This window comes from Arthrobacter sp. 2RAF6, assembly GCF_052115205.1.
Classification (GTDB): domain Bacteria; phylum Actinomycetota; class Actinomycetes; order Actinomycetales; family Micrococcaceae; genus Arthrobacter.
The window spans coordinates 80,312-99,082 of sequence record NZ_JBFRGF010000016.1 but is presented as its reverse complement, the minus strand read 5'-3'; the positions used below and the strand labels follow the sequence as shown (position 1 = coordinate 99,082).

The 18,771-nt window shown below is 63.0% G+C and carries 18 protein-coding genes; 4 read left to right on the top strand and 14 right to left on the bottom strand.

The features are described 5' to 3' along the window. Positions 1-149, bottom strand: a 149-nt coding sequence (locus tag AB4Z38_RS13380; RefSeq protein WP_441430168.1) for a hypothetical protein, incomplete at its 3' end; no start/stop codon positions are given. Between the two features lie 189 nt (positions 150-338). Next, the gene (locus tag AB4Z38_RS13375) at positions 339-1,142 is read right to left on the bottom strand and encodes an IclR family transcriptional regulator (RefSeq protein WP_234753996.1); all 804 of its coding nucleotides are present in this window, start codon (positions 1,140-1,142) and stop codon (positions 339-341) included. A 298-nt stretch (positions 1,143-1,440) separates the two neighbouring features. Here AB4Z38_RS13375 and AB4Z38_RS13370 point away from each other — a divergent pair, with 298 nt between their 5' ends. Both AB4Z38_RS13370 and AB4Z38_RS13365 read left to right on the top strand, forming a co-directional pair. Continuing rightward, complete coding sequence (locus tag AB4Z38_RS13370) at positions 1,441-2,913, top strand: amino acid permease (protein WP_441430160.1); 1,473 nt, start codon at positions 1,441-1,443, stop codon at positions 2,911-2,913. Positions 2,914-2,982: 69 nt separating this feature from the next. Beyond that, the gene (locus AB4Z38_RS13365; protein ID WP_441430159.1) at positions 2,983-3,618 is read left to right on the top strand and encodes a LysE family translocator; all 636 of its coding nucleotides are present in this window, start codon (positions 2,983-2,985) and stop codon (positions 3,616-3,618) included. A gap of 28 nt (positions 3,619-3,646) precedes the next feature. Here the strand turns inward: AB4Z38_RS13365 and AB4Z38_RS13360 are convergent, their stop codons facing one another. Further along, positions 3,647-4,282, bottom strand: a complete 636-nt coding sequence (locus AB4Z38_RS13360; protein WP_441430158.1) for a hypothetical protein — start codon at positions 4,280-4,282, stop codon at positions 3,647-3,649. A 397-nt stretch (positions 4,283-4,679) separates the two neighbouring features. Here AB4Z38_RS13360 and AB4Z38_RS13355 point away from each other — a divergent pair, with 397 nt between their 5' ends. Beyond that, a complete protein-coding gene (locus AB4Z38_RS13355) occupies positions 4,680-4,910 on the top strand; it encodes a helix-turn-helix domain-containing protein (RefSeq protein WP_441430167.1) in 231 nt (76 codons plus the stop codon). On the opposite strand, the gene AB4Z38_RS13350 is transcribed toward AB4Z38_RS13355, so the two are convergent. From AB4Z38_RS13350 to AB4Z38_RS13315, 8 genes are all read right to left on the bottom strand, one after another. After that, a complete protein-coding gene (locus AB4Z38_RS13350; RefSeq protein ID WP_441430157.1) occupies positions 4,888-5,898 on the bottom strand; it encodes a LacI family DNA-binding transcriptional regulator in 1,011 nt (336 codons plus the stop codon). The two genes, AB4Z38_RS13355 and AB4Z38_RS13350, sit on opposite strands and share 23 nt — an antisense overlap. A 121-nt stretch (positions 5,899-6,019) precedes the next feature. Continuing rightward, the gene (locus tag AB4Z38_RS13345) at positions 6,020-6,925 is read right to left on the bottom strand and encodes a carbohydrate ABC transporter permease (protein WP_441430156.1); all 906 of its coding nucleotides are present in this window, start codon (positions 6,923-6,925) and stop codon (positions 6,020-6,022) included. Beyond that, entirely contained in the window at positions 6,922-7,803 is an 882-nt protein-coding gene (locus tag AB4Z38_RS13340; protein WP_441430155.1) for a carbohydrate ABC transporter permease, read from the bottom strand. The genes AB4Z38_RS13345 and AB4Z38_RS13340 overlap by 4 nt, the downstream gene beginning before the upstream one ends. A gap of 46 nt (positions 7,804-7,849) precedes the next feature. After that, positions 7,850-9,184 carry an ABC transporter substrate-binding protein gene (locus AB4Z38_RS13335; RefSeq protein WP_441430154.1) on the bottom strand — a complete coding sequence of 445 codons (1,335 nt, stop codon included), beginning with the start codon at positions 9,182-9,184 and terminating at the stop codon, positions 7,850-7,852. A gap of 46 nt (positions 9,185-9,230) precedes the next feature. Beyond that, entirely contained in the window at positions 9,231-10,667 is a 1,437-nt protein-coding gene (locus AB4Z38_RS13330; RefSeq protein ID WP_441430153.1) for a glycoside hydrolase, read from the bottom strand. 154 nt (positions 10,668-10,821) lie between these two features. After that, positions 10,822-11,358 carry a GGDEF domain-containing protein gene (locus AB4Z38_RS13325; protein ID WP_441430166.1) on the bottom strand — a complete coding sequence of 179 codons (537 nt, stop codon included), beginning with the start codon at positions 11,356-11,358 and terminating at the stop codon, positions 10,822-10,824. Positions 11,359-12,010: 652 nt separating this feature from the next. Beyond that, positions 12,011-12,754, bottom strand: a complete 744-nt coding sequence (locus tag AB4Z38_RS13320) for a 3-hydroxybutyrate dehydrogenase (RefSeq protein ID WP_441430152.1) — start codon at positions 12,752-12,754, stop codon at positions 12,011-12,013. Further along, complete coding sequence (locus AB4Z38_RS13315) at positions 12,751-14,127, bottom strand: MFS transporter (RefSeq protein WP_441430151.1); 1,377 nt, start codon at positions 14,125-14,127, stop codon at positions 12,751-12,753. Before AB4Z38_RS13315 ends, AB4Z38_RS13320 begins: the two co-directional genes overlap by 4 nt. A 128-nt stretch (positions 14,128-14,255) precedes the next feature. Here AB4Z38_RS13315 and AB4Z38_RS13310 point away from each other — a divergent pair, with 128 nt between their 5' ends. Then, the gene (locus AB4Z38_RS13310; protein WP_441430150.1) at positions 14,256-15,152 is read left to right on the top strand and encodes a LysR family transcriptional regulator; all 897 of its coding nucleotides are present in this window, start codon (positions 14,256-14,258) and stop codon (positions 15,150-15,152) included. 153 nt (positions 15,153-15,305) lie between these two features. On the opposite strand, the gene AB4Z38_RS13305 is transcribed toward AB4Z38_RS13310, so the two are convergent. The 3 genes from AB4Z38_RS13305 to AB4Z38_RS13295 are packed head-to-tail and all read right to left on the bottom strand — an operon-like array spanning position 15,306 to position 18,691. Next, positions 15,306-16,796, bottom strand: a complete 1,491-nt coding sequence (locus tag AB4Z38_RS13305) for a glycoside hydrolase family 32 protein (RefSeq protein ID WP_441430149.1) — start codon at positions 16,794-16,796, stop codon at positions 15,306-15,308. Between the two features lie 43 nt (positions 16,797-16,839). Then, the gene (locus AB4Z38_RS13300; protein ID WP_441430165.1) at positions 16,840-17,682 is read right to left on the bottom strand and encodes a carbohydrate ABC transporter permease; all 843 of its coding nucleotides are present in this window, start codon (positions 17,680-17,682) and stop codon (positions 16,840-16,842) included. A 46-nt stretch (positions 17,683-17,728) separates the two neighbouring features. Continuing rightward, positions 17,729-18,691: a carbohydrate ABC transporter permease gene (locus tag AB4Z38_RS13295; protein WP_441430148.1), complete on the bottom strand. Its 963-nt coding sequence runs from the start codon at positions 18,689-18,691 to the stop codon at positions 17,729-17,731. Positions 18,692-18,771: the final 80 nt, after the last annotated feature.

Here is an 18,771-nt window from a genome sequence, read left to right as displayed (position 1 = left end):
AGGTCATCCGGACGCTCGGCAACCTCCGGGTCCAGGTTATTCATCAACATGCGCAACGGCGCTTCGGTCTGCCAGCTCTTCGCGGTCAGCTCGGTACCGCGGGCGGCCCGGACAGGACGGGCTCCGGTAGTGAAATCGGCGGGTGCCATGATGACTCCTTTGTCTCTGGAGGTTGCTAGGTGGAAGTCCTTCTGTATCCAGTAGAGCCCCTCCGCAACCCTCTTGGAATGGCTTTATGGACGGTGCTGTCCGGAATACCAGACTCAACTGACTCGCAGTAGATGTCGCTAAGAGGGCCCAAAACGACACCTGCTGTTAGCTAGTTGGGCGTGGGCGGGCTAGGAAGGGCGGCCGTGGATACGGATCGACAGCTCGTCCGCTGTTTTCTGGATTCGGGCGGCCAGGGCGGGCCATTCCTCGACCGGCACCTTGTCCTCGAGGAAGGTCACGGCGACTGCCGCCGTCGGCCATCCCAAATGGTCGGTGACGGCGGCGGCCACCGAGCCGAAGCCGGGCGTGACTTCGCCGTGTTCGGTAGCGTAGCCGCGCTGCCGGACCTGGTCCAAGTGCGAGGACAGGGCCGAATATTTCATGATGGGCGATTCCATCTCGTGCCGGGCAGTAAACGCGGCAGCATTCGGGTACAGGGCCCTGACCTGCGATTTCGGCAGCGCGGCCAGGATCGCGCGCCCGCTGGCGGTGAGGTGGCTGGGAAGCCGGACCCCGACGTCGGTCACGAGGGACGGGCGGTTCTTGGCCCGCTCCTCCACGATGTAGAGCACATCGCGGCCGTGCAGGACGGCCAAGTGCGCGCTCTCGCCGATCGCATCCACAAGGGCGGCAAGCATGGGGCGGCCGAGCCGCGACAAAGGCTCTTGACGCGAGTAAGCGGAACTGAGTTCAAAGGCACTGATGCCCAGGCCGTAGCGCTGCTCCTCATGAAGGTGCAGGACGAAACCGTTGGCCTCCATGACGCCAAGCAGGTGATAGACACTGGACCGGGGCAGGCCCAGCGCGGTGGCGATGTTGGACGCTGCCATCGGGCCACGCCGGGAAGCGAGCAACTTCAGGATGCGCAGGGTGTTCTCGGCGGCCGGAACCTTGGAAGCGGCCCGGCCCTGAGTGGATGGCTGTATGGTCATGGCTCCTCTTCGAGTGCACGGTGATGCCCGGCTCGCCTCTTCCGCCACAAAGGCGGCAAGGCGGGTGTCCGGGATCCCGTACTTAAGCGTGCGCCCCGTGGAGCTGATCTGAAAGCCAATCAGAACATTAAGCTGTCTGGAATACCAGACATTTGCCCACAAGACACCCAGTCGCCAACCGCCTGGTGGCACAGCGTCTGAGAACCGAGACAACGATGCGCCGTGAGACCCATCACAGGACGCCCCGGAATGGTCTGCTGGTTAACAGTCCCCCTCCCAATGACGAGAAGGTATTCGCATGCAGCAAGCCCCAACAGCCGTCAGGACGCCGGCTGCCAAAGTAGTCGAAGGCGCGGTCACCACCGTTCTCAGCCGTGGCCTCAATGTCCGCCACATCCGCTTCATGGCCCTCGGTTCGGCCATCGGGACAGGCCTCTTCTACGGTTCCGCGTCTGCGATCCAAAAGGCCGGCCCGTCGGTTCTCTTCGCATACATGATCGGTGGCGCCGCCGTCTTCATGGTGATGCGTGCCCTCGGCGAAATGGCCGTCCGCCACCCCGTCTCCGGCTCGTTCGGCCAGTACGCCAGCCGCTATCTCGGACCGCTGGCAGGGTTCATCACGGGGTGGACCTACGTCTTCGAAATGGCCATCGTGGCGATCGCGGACGTGACGGCGTTCAGTATCTACATGGGCTTCTGGTTCCCACAGGTGGATCGATGGATCTGGGTCCTGGCGATCATCCTCCTCCTTGGGGCCATGAACCTCCTGAGCGTCAAGGTCTTCGGGGAGCTCGAGTTTTGGTTCTCGCTCATCAAGGTGGTGGCGATCATCGCCATGATTGCGGGCGGGGCTGCGATCATCGTGTTCGGCTTCCATTCCGGCAGCGCCGGTGCGGCACCCGGGCTGGGGAACCTCGTTGACCACGGCGGCCTGTTCCCGAACGGTTTCGGAGGGCTCTTGGCCTCGTTCGCTGTCGTCATGTTCGCCTTCGGCGGGATCGAAACGATCGGCATCACGGCAGGCGAAGCCGCCGACCCCAAGAAGGTCATACCGCAGGCCGTGAATACCGTCCCGGTGCGCGTACTGCTGTTCTACATCCTGACGCTCGGCGTGCTCATGAGCTTGTTCCCCTGGAATGAAATCGGGAACAACGGCAGCCCGTTTGTGCAGATCTTCAGCGGCCTCGGTATCCCTGCGGCGCCCCACATCCTCAATGCCGTGGTGATCACCTCGGCTCTGTCAGCCATCAATAGCGACATTTTCGGCGCCGGACGCATCCTCTTCGGGCTCTCCCAGCAAGGACATGCTCCGAAGAGTTTCGGCAAGATCTCAAGGCACGGTGTTCCGTGGATGACCGTGGTCCTTATGGGCGGCATCCTGCTGGTGGGCGTGGTGCTCAACGCCGTAATCCCCGAGGACGTGTTCCTCGTGATCGCTTCCATCGCCACCTTCGCGACGGTGTGGGTGTGGGTCATGATCCTCGCCTCGCACGTCGCCATGAAGCGTGAGATCAAGCGCAAGGGGCTCCCGGCGTCGGAATTCGCGTCGCCGTGGTGGCCGGCAGCGTCCGTTGTGACCATCGCCTTCATGGCCCTGGTGATCGTCGTCCTTGGCGTCTTCGAGGACACCCGCGTGGCCTTGTACGTAGGCGCCGTGTGGCTCGGGCTGCTGGTGCTGGCCTACAAGCTGTGGGTTCGGGGTGGCGGCCGGGTGCGCGCCGAGCTCGTCGACGAAACAGCCTCGATCCCCGTGGTCGCCCAGCGCTACTAGCGGACATTGCCCGACGGCGGCCGGCCACTAGCCCTCGACCGTCACCGCAGGCCAGCGCTATCATCAGGCATGGTTCCGTTCACCAACCTCATGGCGTTTGCGCTGGCCGCATCGGTCCTTATCGCAGTCCCCGGTCCCAGCGTCCTGTTCGTGATTGGACGTTCCCTCGCCCTCGGCCGCAAAGGCGGACTCCTGAGCGTCCTCGGAAACGCACTTGGCATGGTTCCGCAGATCATCGCAGTGGCGCTGGGGCTTGGTGCGGTCCTGGCGCAGTCGATCATGCTGTTCACCATCATCAAGTTCGGCGGCGCAGCTTATCTGGTCTACCTCGGGGTGCAGGCGATCCGTCACCGCGGCGGGCGTTCGACGGCGGCCGGCCCGGCGCCGTCGCGGTCTATGTGGCGGCTCATCCGCGAAGGTTTCATCGTGGGTGCGAGCAACCCGAAGTCGATCGTGTTCTTCGTGGCCGTGCTGCCCCAGTTCGTTGAATACTCCAACGGCAGCATTCCGTTGCAGCTCGCTGAACTCGGAGCTGTTTTCCTAATGATCGCCCTGATCTCCGACAGTATCTGGGCCCTTGCCGCGGGCACGGCACGCCACTGGTTTGCCCGCTCTCCGCGGCGGATCTCCACCCTGGGTGCCACGGGCGGGGTCATGATGATCGGGCTCGGCGGAACCCTGGCGCTCACAGGCACCAAGTCTTAGCGCCTCAGAACCGGAAGCAACCGCGGACTCAGCCGGCAGGAAGCCAATCCACGTGCGAGTCCGAGTCGTAGACCCGGCAAACCCGCACGCTCTCCTGGGCAGGACCATCAACAAGCTTGGTGGTGATCTTCATGAGGATGTCGTACGACGCCAGACCCGAGGCCGCCGTTGACTGCACGGGGTTCCCGGAATAGGCGATGGAGACAATAGTGAATGGCCGGGGCACTACCGTTCCGGTCACTATTCCGGAGTGGGCGGCATCGCTTTGAAGCCGGGTGGTGCAGCTGTCCTTGATGCGTTGGATCCCGGCTGCGTCGAGGCCCTGTGCCACAGGAGCAGGCGCAGCGGGGGCGGGAGCTGGCGCAGGGGGCGCCGGCACCGGTGCGACCGGGGCGTCGGGTTTGGCACTGCTCGCCGGGGCAGGGACCGGAGCCTGGCTCGAAGGCGCGGCGTTGGCGGCTGGCGGTGAAGCGGTGGCACCCGGCGTCGCGGCCGGCGTCTTGGTGGCACCCGGCGCCGAAGCCGCCGCGCTGACGGTGGCCGACGGCGCGGCGCCGGCAACGGAGTTCGAGGACGTCTGCGTGGTGTTGAGGGTGATCGCCCCCGCCAGTCCGACCGCCACCACGCCCGCAACGACGATTCCTGCTCTTGCAGCTCGTCGCATTGTTCCCCCCTCCCAGACCTGACGGAACATTTGCTTTGAGCGTAGGGACTGTTCGCCCGGCCTGGCATGCGTAACCCCTACCCGTCTTTTGCCGGGACTACTCGGGTCACCACTTCCTCACCCTGGGGTCTTTGTCCGAGTAGTGGTCCAAGTGACGTGAGTGGCCCATGTGCCATAACGGGTGAAAGTCACTCATGTGTCTTGTGTGGTCGGCGCCTACCGTTGGAAGATCGCGACTGCAAAGGAGTGATTCCGATGTTCGATCCTTACTCAAGGCACGCCGTTCGGATGCGCAAGCAGCGCCGCCATGCGCTGGCTTCGCGACTTTGCCGGGTATTTTCCACGGCATCCAAGCAAGCCAAAACGACGACCGCCAATTGAGGAGGCCATGGTGAATATGTCCGCTGCCGGCATTCCAGCCAACCGGTTCATGACAATCGCCGAAGTTGCCGAGGCCCTGCGGGTATCCAGAATGACCGTCTACCGCCTCGTGAACTCGCACGCCATCCATGCGGTGCGGTTCGGGCGGTCCTACCGCGTACCGGAATCGGCGGTGGAGTCCTACATTGAGCATTCCGCCGTGGACGAGGCTGAGCAGAATCCCTCTAAGGCAGCCGGGAACCCGTGAGGGTATTCGGTCCAACGGAGTCGCGTTCCACCGGCGGGCATTCAAGCTTAACCACCGGGCTGCCGGCCGGTTCGTCGACGCCGAGGAGCAAGCGCACACCCGCGGCACCGAGCTCGTAGTGCGGCAGCGCGACGGTGGACAGCGGTGGCCGCATGTGGGCGGCGATGACTTCCTGGTTGTCGAAACCCACCACGGCCATGTCATCCGGAATGGATAACCCCTGTTGCTTCAGCCCGTCGTAGAGGCCCATGGCCATACGGTCGTTGTAACAGAAGACTGCCGTGACGTCCCGTTTGAGGAGCTCCTCGACTGCTCCGTATCCGCCTTCCTGGTCAGGATACGCGTCGAACACAAGCTGCGGATCGAAGGCGATCCCTGCAGATTCGAGCGCTTCCCGATAGCCCTGCAGGCGTCCGTCCTTCGCCGGGGCAGGAATCGTGGCATTGATGAAGGCGATCCGCCGGTGACCCTTGCGCACAAGGATGTCGGTGGCTTCCCGTCCGCCGTGGACTTCATCCGGGACCACGGCCAGGGCGTCGGAGTCCGGTGAGAAGCAGTTCACCAGCACAAAGTCTGTCTCTTGCAACGCGGCGGGGATCTCAGTTGGGCGGTGGAACCAAGTGGAGTACAGGATGCCGCGAACCTTGTGCTCGAGCATCATTGAGATAGCGTCTTTTTCCACGGGCTCGTCGCCCTCGGTGTTGGCGACCAACAGCACGAATCCGTGTTTCCAGGCTTCGTCCTGGGCGCCGTGGATGATTTGCCCCGCGAAGGGGGTTGTGGCGATCGCGTCAGCGACGAGGCCAATGAACCGTGAACTGCCGCTCACGAGGTTCTTCGCAAGGGCGTTCGGGCGGTACCCCAGTTCGCGGATGGTGTCCAAGACGCGTTTGCGGGTCCCGGCGCCGATCCTGGCGTCTTTCTTGTTGTTGACAACGAGGGAAACCGTCGCAACGGAGACTCCAGCCCCTTCCGCTACCTCACGCATCGTGACCGGATGACTCGTCCTCGGAGTCGCCGGTGGATGCGAGGGGTTAACCTCGGGTTCTTTCAAGCTTTTTTCAGACGTCATTGGCCCTCCCCTCACAGTCTATCCAGTGGCCGCTTTCTCACCCTTTCGTGGCCCCACTCTCGAGGCCTTGGATCATCGCTTTGTTGAGGACGAGGAACACGAGCAGCAAGGGAGTGATGGTGATGCAGACAGCGGCGAACGTTGCAGTCCAGTCGACCTTGCCCATTGCTCCGATGTAGTTCTGCAGCCCCAGCGGGATGGTCTTGAGCCCTTCGGAAAGAACGAACGTGTTCGCGAAGATGAAGTCATTCCAGATGAAGATGCTGTTCACCAGGACCACTGTCACTACCGTATTGGTCGAGAGCGGAAGGGTGATCAACCCGAAGATCCGGTACGGTCCGGCGCCGTCCAGGGAGGCTGCCTCATAGGTCTCGCGGGGAATGTATTCAAAGAATGACGAGAAAAGGTAGATCGACATGGGAAGGGCGAACCCCGCCAACGGGATGATCATCGATTGGTAGGTGTCCAGCAGGTTCACGGACGAGTAGTCGATGAACAGGGGCACAAGCGCGATCTGCACCGGCACGATGATGCCGATCAGGAAGAGGCCGCGGACGAATTTGCTGAACCGGAATCCGAGGACCTGCAACGCATACGCCGCCATCATCCCCAGCAGGACGATCAGGAGGTTGGCACCCATCGTGACGATGAAACTGTTCAGGATGTTCTGCCCGAGGTTGCCGGTCTGGAACGCGCGGGCGTAGTTGTCGAAGCTGACGGAGCTCGGCAGCGCGAAGGGATCACCCGTGGCGAAGTCGTGCTCGTTGCGCAGGCTCGTGAGGAACAGCCAGGCGAGGGGGTAGACCTGCACGACGACGATGAGGGCGATCAGCACCCTGGACAAGCTTCGGAAGACGTTTGGCTTGCGCCGTCGGCGTTGGGGAGCCGGGCTGCTTGGCGGGGCAGGGATCGGCCGGGTAACCGGGGCTGTTTGCGCGGTCATGCGTCAGCCTTTCGTTTGAGCATGAGCAAGATGAATCCGACGGCGACGAGGCACTCGACCACGATGAACACCGAGATGGTGCTGGCGTAGCCAAAGTCGGTGCTGGTGAACGCGGTTTTGTACATGTAGGTCGTCAGGAGCTCCGAGGACTGGCCGGGGCCGCCGTTCGTCATGAGGTAGGGGATATCGAATCCGCGCAGGCCGTAGGTTGTGGCCATGATGGTGGTGGTGATCCACACGGGCCGGATGTGGGGGAACCTGATCTTGGTGAACAGCTGCCATCGGTTGGCGCCGTCCAGGCGTGCCGCCTCTTCAAGTTCCTGCGGGACGGCGAGCAGCGCGGCGTAGATGATGAGCATGTAGAGTCCCGTGAACCGCCAGCCTTCGGGTGCTGAAACTGCCGCGAGGACAGTATTGACGTCCGAAAGCCAGGGGCGCTCAAGGCCGCTGAGACCGATCCAGCCGAGGACTTGGTTGAGAAGCCCCACGGGATCGATCGAGTAGATGCGGACGAAGAGGAAGGCGATGGCCACCGTCGAGATCACCGCAGGCAGGAGATACAGGGTCTTGACGAGCTCGCGGCCTCTTCGCAGCGAGGTCAGGAGGCTGGCGACGAACAACGCGCCGCCCAATTGGAGGACGAGGCAGATGGCGAGGTAGCCGAGGGCGTTGAAGAAGGAACGCCAGAACACGCCGTCACCGCTGAGCATGTGCACGTAGTTCGCGAAGCCCACGAATTCCATGTCACTGATGCCGTTCCAAGAGAAGAAGCTGAGGAACAGCGATTGAAATATCGGGAACAACACCGCGACGCCGTAGAGAAGCAGCGGCGGGAGCAGGAAGACCAAGACCGAGAGTCGTGATCGATTGGGAAGCATGGGAGTGCCTTTCGGGTGGGGGGCCTGGGCCCCCCACCGCTGCGTGTTATTTGAAGAACTTGGGAGCGTTCTGTGCGATGGTGCTATCCATCGTGCTGGTGAACTCGGCAGGCTTGACATTGCCCTGGGCCAAAAGCACGAGCTCTTGTTGCAGCCTGCTGTTGGTGGTCGGATCAAGCTGGGTGTCCCAAGGCATCGCGAGCTTCGTCCCGAGATCCTGCGCCTGGTCGATTGCCTTCTTGTACAGTGGCGTGGCGTTGGCGGGAATCGTGGTCTGCACGTTCGTCGTGGGCGAGAGGGCGCCCGTGGCCGCGTACTCCGAGGGGTACTTGGCGAGGGCGAACTTCAGGAAGTCGCTCACGAGCGGGTCAAAGGTCTTTGAATTGACCGCCATGCCGATCCCTGAAGTTGCCACGTACTCGTTGGCGGCCGTGGCGGAACTTGGCGTGGCCGGAAGCGTGAAGTAGTCGACGTCGTTGCGCACCGCCGGATTCAGTTTGTCGGTCGCGAGGCTGGGCAGTTCCCAGGTGCCGATGTTGTACATCGCCGCCTTGCCGGAGGTGAAGAGGTTCTGGGCGTCTGAGTAACCCTGCGACGAGAACCCGTCCTGGAAGCAACCGGCCCCTCCGAGCTGGCTTATCCAATTGACGGTCTTCTGGCCGGTGGCGTCGCTGAACTTCGCGTCACCCTTCTTGAGCTTCTGCACGAAGTCGGGTCCGGCGTCGCGGAATGGCTGGTAGGAGACGTAGCGCTCAAGGGGCCACTGGTCCTGGCCGTCCAGGGCGAGGGGCGTAATGCCGGCCTTGCGCAGGGCCGTGCACATCGCAGGGATGTCATCGAGTGACTTCGGCACTGATACTCCAGCCTGCTGGAAGAGAGCCTTGTTGTACCAAAAGTACTCGAGCTCGAACTGGAACGGGATCATGTAGAGGGATCCGTCGTCGAAGCGTTGGTAATTCAGTGCGTTCGTCCGGTAGGTGTCGTAGACACCGAGGTCTTTGAGCAGCTTCTCGGCATCGACCATCGTGCCTTTCTTGGCGAGTTGCTGGGCGAAGGGGGTAGCGTCCGTGTCGAACAGCTCCGGAAGCTTGTTTGCCGCGGCGAGGGTTTCGTACTTCTGGATGTACGAGGGCCGGTCTGGGGTCGTGATCAGGTTCAGGGAAAAGCCGGGATGGGTCTGTGCGTACTCATCGGCGATCTTTTTCATGATGTTGATGACTGCACCGTCAGCCGGCCGGGACAGAAGCCACGAGATTTGCCGCGGTTTGATTTCGCCTGTAGGGCTGACGTTGGCTGCGGGATTGCCGCCGCCGCTGCCACATGCGGCGAGGGCGAGGGTGACGGCCGCTGCTACGGCGGCCGTTCGCATGAGTTTCTTCATGGGGGAAAATCTCCTTTGATTTGAACGGAGGTCTGGCGCTGGGTATTTAGTTGTCTGTGCGCTTACGTATCTCAAGGTCAGTGAGAGCGATGGTGCCTTCACCGGCGAAAACGCCGATCCGGCCGTCCGGTAGCCCGTAGATCCGGGTGCTCAAGGCGACCTGCCGGTCGACGACGGCGACGCAGAGGTCCCCGTCCACGACAAGTTCGAGGGTGTGTTCTCCGGGGACGAGCTCGCAGGGGCGTTCCAGTTCGATCTCGAAGGGGACATCCCCCGAGATGTGCCATTGCGCGTCGCCGTTGATTTCGCGGGGCCACCGGTCAAAGACCATGCGGCCGCGTTTCGGTTCCAGGCGGATGATGTAGGACTCGTCTCCGTCCGCGCTTGAGCGGAGCAGCAAGCCGCATTCGGTGGTATCGGGTTCTATCTGCAGCACCGCCCGGGCGTAGAACTGCCGAGGGAGCACCTCATCGGACACCATGGCCGTGTACCCGTCGGGAGCATGCAGCGCCACAGGAAGGGCGCTGCCGAAGGTTACCGGGATGTCGTCCCAGAAGCTCTCGACAAGCTCGTCGGCGAAGGAAAACGCGAGGGTGCCGTCGTCGTTCTGGCGGGCCTCGAGGACGGACATCGTGCCCGCCCACTGCCAGGCGCCGTCGTCGCGGTTGTCCTCCTTGCTGGCGATCCAGCCGAAGAAGAACCGGCGGCCATCCCGCTCGGCCGTCTTCGATGCATAGAAGGCACGGCCGTCAACGCTGTCCCGATCCGGCACGATCCAGGGCCCATCGGGACTTTTCGCCATGCGGTAGCGGGTGGTGAAGGACTCCGAGAATTCCGAATAGACCAAGTACCACCAGTCACCCCAGGCGAAAACGTCCGGGCATTCGTGCGTGATGTACCGGCGGGGATCCCAGAACGGCTCGGCATGCTCCCAATCCATCAAGTTCGGCGAGACGCATTGGGCGATCACTCCGCGCCGGCGCTCCGGACCGTCCGCGTGCCGTGCTGCCAGCAGCATCCGCCACAAGCCGCTTGCCTCGTCCTTGAAGACGAACGGATCGCGCCAGTCGCCGGATTCGTAGCCGGCCGGGGCGCCGAAGGTCAGTTCCGGATGCTTGATCCACGTCAGCATTCCGTCCGTGCTCGTGGCATGCATGACGAGTTGCAGCGGGGCCCCGTCGGAGCCGAGGTGCCGAGGATTCTGTGCGGTATAGAACAAGTGGTGTATTCCGGACTCGTCGCACACAACACTGCCCGTGTACGCATTGAAGTCGGCCTCGCCGTCCCCGCCATGGCGCAGCGATACTCCATGGTCCTCGAACCGGGTGAGGTCCTTGGTGGTCACGAGGTTCCAGGACGTTCCCGGCTTCGGGTCGCTCCGCACCTCGTGCAGATAGAAAAGCCAAAACTCCCCGTCTTTCTGGAACGGGATCACGTCTCCAACCCATCCATCGGCGGGTTGGAAGAAGACTGAGTAAGTCATCGGCGTTGATGTCCATTTCTGCTAAAGCGTTTGATCACTGCAAGCGTAACCGAGGTCACATATTTGATCAAGCGTTTAAGCAGATTGTTTTGGCGGACTGGCCCGAACGCTGCGGGATCGGCTCTGCGGTGCGGGAGTTAACGCACGACGGCGGTCAGGAAGTTGCGCAGACCGCGCGGTTCCGTCCAAGGGACTTGGCCTGGTACAGGGCTTTGTCGGCGGCCACGATCATGTGGGCCACCTCGGCGTTGGCGAGGGTGCTGGGGGCGATGCCGTAGCTCACCGTGGGGAAGATGACGCCGTCCGGTGGTTCTGCCGAGGCCAAACGGCGGCTGATTTCGTTGGCAATGATTTCTGCGCTCTCCAGGTCGGCCCCGGGAAGCAGGATGGTGAATTCCTCTCCTCCGTACCTCCCGACGAGGTCTGTGTGGCGGACCGAGGCCTGACACGCGGCGGCGAAGGCCTGGATGGCGGTGTCACCCGCGGCGTGGCCATGACTGTCGTTGAGGGCCTTGAAATGGTCGAGGTCGGCGAGGATCAAGGTGGAGATCGATCCCGCGGAGTGCAGCCTGCTCATTTCCTGGGTGGCCAGCTCCATGAAGGCGGTGCGGTTGAGGAGCCCCGTCAGGCCGTCCCGGGTGGCGCGTTCGTTCAGCCCGTTGATGAGCTGTTCGTTACTCAGCGCCGTCATGCTGAAGGACACGGTGACGAGAAGCACGATGGTGACCACGCTCGTGGTTGCCGAGCTGAGATAGGTACCGAAATCCGGACCGTCGGGCCCTTCCACGACGTAGGCGATCCCCCGGCAGAGGAAGAAGGACGCCAGCACTCCTGCGGCGAGCGCCAAGGAGCGGTGGGCCTGTGAAACGCTGGGCTTCAAACGCCAGAGTTCAACTGTTGCCAAACCCATGCCCAAGGACATCATGGCCAAATACACCAGGCCACCGGACCATACGTTAGCAGCTGGATTCTCCAGCGCGGCGGCCACAGCGGCGGCGACGGGTCCAGCGAGGAGCTGCCATCGCGGCGTCGGAAGCAACCGCAGAGAACGCGAGCCCGCCCACACACTGAACGCCCCGGCCACCAGCAAAGCGTTGCCGAGGGGACCCGCCCAGATTTGCTGGGAAGTCCCGGCGAACAGGTACGCCATGTTCCCCGAGAGCAGGAAAACGAGGGCGAGGCACCACCAGCCGCTGTACGCGGAGCGGGTCCGGCGGAACGATCCGAAAAACAGCAGGCAGAGCGTAAACGCGACAATGCCCAAAGCTATCTTCAAGCTGACCGGATCGAGACCCATATTCGCTCCCCTCGTGTGCATCAGCCTACGACATCGAGGGGCGTAGTTAGCGGGCGGACCAGCCCCCGTCCATCGTGTAGCTGGCCCCGGTGACCATGCCGGCGTCGTCGGACGCTATCCACGCTGCCAACGACGCGACTTCCTCCGGCTCCACGAGGCGCTTCACCGCGGACTCCGTCAGCATGACCTTCGCCAAAACCTCGGATTCAGGGATACCGTGCAGCAGTGCCTGGTCCGCGATCTGCTTCTCGACGAGGGGTGTCCGCACGTACCCCGGATTGATGCAGTTGGAGGTGACCCCGTGCTGGCCGCCCTCGAGGGCCGTCACTTTGCTGAGCCCCTCGAGCCCGTGCTTGGCCGAGACGTAGGCGCTCTTGAACGCGGACGCCCGCAACCCGTGGACCGAGGAGATGTTAATGATCCGGCCGAATCCGTTGGCGTACATGTGCGGGAGTGCGGCCCGGATGAGCAGGAAAGGGGCTTCGAGCATGAGAGCCAGGATGCGGCGGAAGTCCGCCGGCTCGAACTCTTCGATGGGGGCAACCTTCTGGATTCCGGCATTGTTGACGAGGATGTCGCAATCCAGGCTGAGTCCGGCGAGGGCCTCCGTGTCGAGCAAGTCGACGGCCCAGGCGGTGCCGCCCAGCTTGTCGGCGAGCGCCGCAGCTCCGGCAGCATCGACGTCAGCCACCACAACCTTCGCGCCCCGCGCGGCGAGGGCCGTGGCACATGCTGCCCCGATGCCGCCCGCCCCGCCGGTGACCAGGGCCTTGCGGCCCTCCAAGCTCATGCGCGGGCACCGATGGGGAGGCCGTGGCGAACGGCGTCGGCATTGTCAACGTCTTCCAGCGCCACCCCGCGGGTCTCCTTGAGCGTCAAGACGACGACGGCGGTGATGGCGCAGGCGATCACGAGGTAGATGGCGGTGGGCATCCAGGATCCGGTGTCCTTGAGCCACTGGGTTGCCAGCAGCGGGGCCAGTGAACCGGCGAAGATCGAGGTGACCTGCGAACCGAGGGAGACGCCCGAGTAGCGCATGCGGGTGGGGAAGAGCTCGGTCATGATAGCCGGCTGCCCTGCGTACATGAAGGCGTGCAGGCAGAGGCCGATGGTCACGGCTGCAACGATCACCACGGGATTCTTGGTGTCGAACATCGGGAAGGCGAAGAACGGCCACGTGGCACCGCTGACGGCACCGATCAGGTAAACCGGCTTGCGTCCCCAGGTGTCTGCCAGCCGGCCCAGCTGCGGGATGACCACGAAGTGGACAACGTGCGCGATCAGCAGGGCGAGCAGCAAGGAGGAGGTGTCGTACTTGTCCACGCTCTTGAGGTACACGATGGAGAAGCTCACCACGAGGTAGTACATAATGTTCTCCGCCAACCTCAGTCCCATGGCCTGCAGGATGCCCTTGGGGTATTTGCGGATGACTTCGCCGACGCCGTAGCTGATGGCTTGCTCCTTCTCCACCTGGGCCTTCGCCTCAAGGAAGATCGGGGCCTCCGTCACGTGGGTGCGGATGTAGTAGCCCACGAAGACGATCACGGCGGAGAGCCAGAAGGCCACGCGCCATCCCCAGCCCAGGAAGGCTGCGCTGCTCAGGGTCGTGGACATGATGAAGAGGACTAGCGTGGCCAGGAGGTTGCCGACGGGAACCGCGGCCTGCGGCCAGCTTGACCAGAATCCGCGGGACTCCTTGGGACTGTGTTCCGCCACCAGCAGCACCGCGCCACCCCATTCGCCACCCAGTGCGAAGCCTTGGATGAAGCGGAGCGCCACGAGCATGGCCGGCGCCCAGTAACCGAGGTCGGCGAAGCCGGGGAGGCAGCCCATCAGGAACGTCGACACGCCGACAATCACGATGGTGAGCTGCAGGGTGGGTTTGCGACCGAGCCTGTCGCCGATCTGGCCGAAGACGATGCCGCCCAGGGGCCGGGCCACGAAGCCCACCGCATACGTCAGGAACGCCTGGATGATGCCGTCAAGGTCGTTGCCGGTGGGCGGGAAGAAGTACTTGCCGAAAACCAGCGTTGCGGCAGTGGCGTAGAGGAAGAATTCGTACCATTCCACCACGGTGCCCACCATCGAGGCGGCAACGATCTTCTTGAGGCCTGCGCCTTTACCGGTGGCGGCGCCTGCTGCGGAGCGTTGTCCTACGCTCATGTCCATCTCCTTAGTGTCCACACTGACACGTGCTGTGATCCAAACACGAAATGCTCCAATGAGTATTGCCGCACATTACTAGTGCATCAATAGCCAAAATGGCACCAAGTGCGTGCAGAATTGCAGATATGAATCCGAATCCCGACGATTTGCTGGTCCTCCTCGCTGTATCGCGCTCAGGTAAGTTCACGACGGCGGCCCAAGCCTTGGGCCTGAACCACACCACCGTTTCCCGCAGGATCGCCGCGCTCGAGAAAGCGCTCGGCGGCCGGGTCCTCGCGCGGGCGGCAGGCGGCTGGGAAGTCACGGAGCTCGGCGCCGAGGCCGTGGCCGTGGCGGAGCGGATTGAAGCGGCGGTAGGCACGCTGGGACCGGAGGACCGCGCGCCTGACCCCATTGCCGGCGTCGTGCGCATGACCGCAACTGACGGTTTCAGCGCGTACATCGCGGCACCGGCCGTGGCGCGCTTGCGGCGATCGCATCCCGGCCTCACCGTCGAGATCATCACCGTGACCCGTCGGGCGCTCCAGCAGCGCTCGGGCCTGGACGTCGAGGTGGTGGTGGGCGAGCCCCAGGTGCACCGGGCCGAGGCTGTGCTGCTGGGCGAGTACATGCTGGGAATGTACGCATCGCGCGAGTACTTGGCTTTTCACGGCGTGCCCGGCACCGTGGAAGAGCTGACGCGGCATCAGCTGGTCTATTTCGTGGACTCCATGCTGCAAGTGGACGACCTCGATGCTCCTCGCCGGCTGGTCCCGTCCATGCGCGACGGCTTGAGCTCCACCAACGTCTTCGTCCATGTGGAGGCGACGCGCGCCGGCGCCGGTATCGGCTTCCTGCCGTGCTTCATGGCGGACCGGCACCCGGACCTCGTGCGGCTGCTGCCCTCGGATTTCGCGGAGCTGCTTCCCTATTGGATGGTCCTGAGGCCCGACTCGATGCGCCGCCCCGCCGTTGCCGCCGTCGTGCATGCCTTGCAAGAGGAGACTGCCGCCCACCGCGAGCTGCTGCTGGCGCGCCGCTAAGGTGCATCCCTCCCCGGCCGACGCTCGCTCACATCTGGCTGACATCCCCGGCCGACGCTCGCTCACATCTGAGCCCTCCCCGGCCGACGCTCGCTCACATCTGGCTGACATTCCCAGAGGTGAACGAGCGTCCGGTGGGGACTGGCGCTCGGGCTAATGCACGACGTCGAACCTCACCAGGGTGCCACCCTCCCGTTCGGCGAATATCCCCAGAGCGGTGCTGTCCTCGCCGGGGAAGACCAGCTCCGTGATGGTTGCCAGCCCGTCCTGTGCGAAGACTTCCACCGAACAGCGGTCTACTTGGATGTGCAGCCGCAGGCGCCCGTCCTCCAGGAGAACAGGCACCGACTCAATCGATGCGAAGGTCTCTTGGAAGGCGGTGTTTCCCGAGCGGCGACGGTCCAGGCGAAGGACTCCGGCCGTCGCATCGTAGGCAAGCACCGTGCGTTCTTCACCACCCACCCGCAGCAGTAAGCCCACTTCTCCGCCGTCACCCGGTTCGAACTCCACGTCGAGTCCATAGACCTCGCCCGTGGCATCGGGCGACAGCCATGTGGTTCCGGCCGATATCGCTTGGCGCTCCAGGCTGAAAAGCCGCTCGCCGGGGGGCATCACAGGATTCTGCAGCAGCAGCGTTTTGCCGCTGTGGGTGACGAGCCTGACCTCGCGAACAAGCGACATGGCACTGCGCCATCCCGTAGTAGGCGTCTCGGCGCCGTACTGCCAGTTGTTCATCCAGCCGATCATGAGCCTCCGGCCGCCCGGGGCATTATTGAAGGAGACCGCCGCGTAGTAGTCACGCCCCCAGTCCAGCCAGCCATACTCAGCCATGCGGCTGTCATCGGCCTGCATACCCTCGGTGACCGTGCTTTCAGAACGGAACGTCACGCCGTCGAACTCGCCGACGAAGTACTGCCCGCCGGAGCCGCCGGCAATCCCGCCCGGGCTCAGGTTAACGATCAAGACCCACTTGCTGTTCTCCGCGTTGCCGTCGACCGCGAGTTCAAAGAGGTCGGGGCATTCCCAGACTCCTGCGGTGGCATTCGCCGGGCCAAAGGAGCTCAAGTAGTCCCAGCTTTTCAGGTCCGAAGACTTGTAAATGACAACCTCGCGGTCCTGCGCTTCGACGGCCACCATCACCCAATAGCTTCCCGCTGCGCCGTCATACCAGAAGACCTTCGGATCGCGGAACTCCGCGGAAGCCCGGTCCAACACCGGGTTACCGGCATACTTTGTCCACGTCATACCGTCGTCCGTGCTGTACGCGAGGGACTGCGCCTGCCGGCCCCCCAGAGGTGATCGTGCTGTGTAGGCACTGGTGTAGATTGCCACGAGCGGCGGGGAGTCCGGGGTGCCGAAGCCAGAGGTGTTGTGGACATCCAGCACGGCGGAGCCGGAGTAGATCGCTTCCTGCTCGTCGCACGGGATGGCCACCGCCTGTTCAACCCAGTTCACCAGGTCGGTAGAGGTGGCGTGCCCCCAAGACATGTTTCCCCAGACATCCCCGAAAGGGTTGTGCTGGAAGAACAGGTGATAGCGGCCGTTGGCGTAGAGCAAGCCGTTGGGATCGTTCAGCCAGTTCCGTTCCGCCGCGAAATGATGCCGCGGCCGGAACCGGCACTCAAGGTCCGTGGTTACGTTCATGCGAGTGTTGTCTGCTTTCAAAGATTGGAGTTGCGGAAGGATGTCAGCCCTTAACGCCACTGGACGCAATGCTGTTGATGAACGAGCGCTGGAAGGCAATGAACAGAACCACCACGGGAATCGTGATGAGCGAGGCATAGGCCATCACTTCGCCCCAGGAAACGTTGAGCTGGAAGAAGTACTGGATGCCGACCAGCACCGGACGCAGTTCCTCGGACTGGACCACCATGAGCGGCCAGAGATACGAGTTCCAAGCTGGCAGGAACGTCAGGATTGCCACGGTTGCGGTCGCCGGCCCGGCAAGGGGCATGACAACTTGGCGATAGATCTTGAACCATCCCGCGCCGTCGATCCTGGCGGCCTCGTCCAATTCCTTGGGAATGGATTCGAAGTACTGGTGGTACAGGTAGATCGAGAAGGCGTTGGCAATGAAGGGAATTATCTGAACCTGGTAGGTGTCGAGCCAACCTTTGCTGAACTCAATGCTGAAGCCGTTGACTTCAAGCCACGGCAGCTGGTTGACCCACCACACGAGCGGCAGCGCAAGCGTCTGGAAAGGAACAATCAGCGTGGCAAGGACGGCCGTGAAAACGATCTTCTTGCCCCGGATCTGGATGCGGGACAAAGCGAAAGCACACAGGCTATTGATGAAGATGCCCAGGACAACAGTCACGGCTGAAATGCCGATCGAGTTGACAAGGAAGCGGGCGGCGGGAACGCGGTCAAACACGGCGGCGTAATTGTCCAGGGAGATATTGCCGATGGGCAGGAACGCCGCCACGGAGGACATGTCCCCAAAGATCTGCTGGTCGGGCTTGAGCGAGGACACAATCATGAAAATGATCGGGAAGGCCGCGACGACGGCGAACAGGATCCGCACGAGCATGGCGCCCAGGTTGTTAAGGACTTTGAGTTGAGGAGCGCTTTTCACGTCAGTCCTTCTCTCGGGTCAGGTAGCGCTGCACGGCGGAGATAAGCAGCACGATGACAAAGAACACCAGCGAGATGGCCGAGGCGTAGGAAGTCTCCTGCTGTTTGAAGCCCGAGCGGACAGCCTCAAAGATGATGGTGGTTGTTGAGTCCAGCGGGCCACCTTGGGTCATGACATTGACTTGGTCAAAAAGGCCGAGTGCCTGGATGGTGATGGTCACCAGGATCAGGCTCCGCGTATGCTTGAGGCCCGGCCATGTGACGTAGAGGAACTGCTGCCAACGGCTGGTGCCGTCCAGCTGCGCCGCCTCGTACAACTCGCCGGAGATGCTTTGCAGGCCGGCAAGCCAAATGATCATGTGGAAGCCGGCGGCCTGCCAGATCGAGAGCGCGATGATGGCCGGCATGGCGGTTGCGGGATCGTTGAGCCAGTCCGGGCCATGGATCAAGCCAAAGCTCAAGTTGGACAAAAGCTCGTTGATCAGGCCTTCCTTGCGGTACATGAAGAGCCACAGCAAGGACACCACCACCATGGAGGTCACCACCGGCAGGAAGTAGATGGTCCGGAAGAAGTTCACCCCACGGAACTTCTTATTGATCAGCAACGCCATTGCCAGGGCCAACGCGGACTGAACGGGGACCACGACGACCGCGAAGTAGGTGACATTGAGCAGTGAACGCCAGAAGGTGGGATCGGTGAAGAGACGGACAAAGTTGTCCGCTCCCACGAATTCGATCGGCCTCGGAGAAATCAACCGGGCGTTGGTGAAGGCGAGGCCGAATCCCAGGATCGCAGGGAGGAAAACGAATGCCAGCAGCAGGATCGCGGCAGGGGCGATCATTCCCCAGCCGCTGATCTGCTCGCGGATACGGCTGGCGTGGAGCCGGCGACGGCGGAACGGCGGTGGCGCTTCTGCCTTGGTGGCGGGAGGGCGTGAACGTGTCGGGAGGGATTTGGTTGTCATTGGATTCTCCAGTAACCGGCAGGGGCGAGGCCCGACGACGGCAGTTGCCGGCCGCCGTCGTCGGAGCCCATCACCGCTGG